Source organism: Mycobacterium sp. ACS4054 (genome assembly GCF_001667275.1).
In the GTDB taxonomy this organism is placed as follows: Bacteria; Actinomycetota; Actinomycetes; order Mycobacteriales; family Mycobacteriaceae; genus Mycobacterium.
Map to the genome: position 1 here is coordinate 1 of NZ_LZHV01000013.1, position 559 is coordinate 559.

The window sequence follows — 559 nt, forward strand, 5'->3', positions numbered from 1 at the left end:
TGGGCGTTGGCCTGCTCGTAGATCACCTGGAAGTTGCGACCCAACTGGGTGATGAACTCCTGGCAGGCCACCGAACCGGCACCGCCCCAGAAGTCACCCGCAGCAAGCACATCGCGAACGATGGCCTGGTGCTCAGCCTCCAAAGACGCGGCCTGGGCGCGGATCAAGGCACCGTGGGCGTCGACATCGCCGAACTGGTAATTGATTGTCATAACGGTGTTCTCCTAATGTCTGGAATGGTACGCAGCCGCGGTTTTTAGCGCTAGCTGCCGAGGATTTGCTGCGAGGCCTGCTCTTGCTGCTCGTAGTTGTTCGCGTCGCGAATCAGACCGTCGCGCACACCGTGGAGCATGTTGACGATGTTGCGGAAGGCCTGGTTGACCTGACCCATGGTGTCGTACGAGGTCGCCTGCGCCTGACCGCTCCAGCCCGAACCCGCGATGTTCATCGAGGACGCCCACATCTTGCGAGCCTCGTCCTCAACGGTCTGGGCGTGCACCTCAAAGCGGCCCGCCATCGCCCGCATCTCGTGCGGGTCGGTCATAAAACGAGTTGCCAT

Annotated in this window: 2 protein-coding genes; both read right to left on the minus strand. The window is 61.5% G+C overall.

The window, feature by feature from the left end; genetic code table 11:
- The coding region (locus A5730_RS01785; RefSeq protein ID WP_067306347.1) for a WXG100 family type VII secretion target at positions 1-212 on the minus strand (212 nt) is incomplete at its 3' end.
- A gap of 50 nt (positions 213-262) precedes the next feature.
- Positions 263-559 (minus strand): WXG100 family type VII secretion target, encoded by a 297-nt coding sequence (locus A5730_RS01790; protein WP_007771418.1) that lies wholly within the window; start codon positions 557-559, stop codon positions 263-265.

Coding starts and splice junctions, on each gene's coding strand:
- A5730_RS01790 (WP_007771418.1), bottom strand. CDS start 559: ATGGCAACTCGTTTTATGACCGACCCGCACGAGATGCGGGCGATGGCG.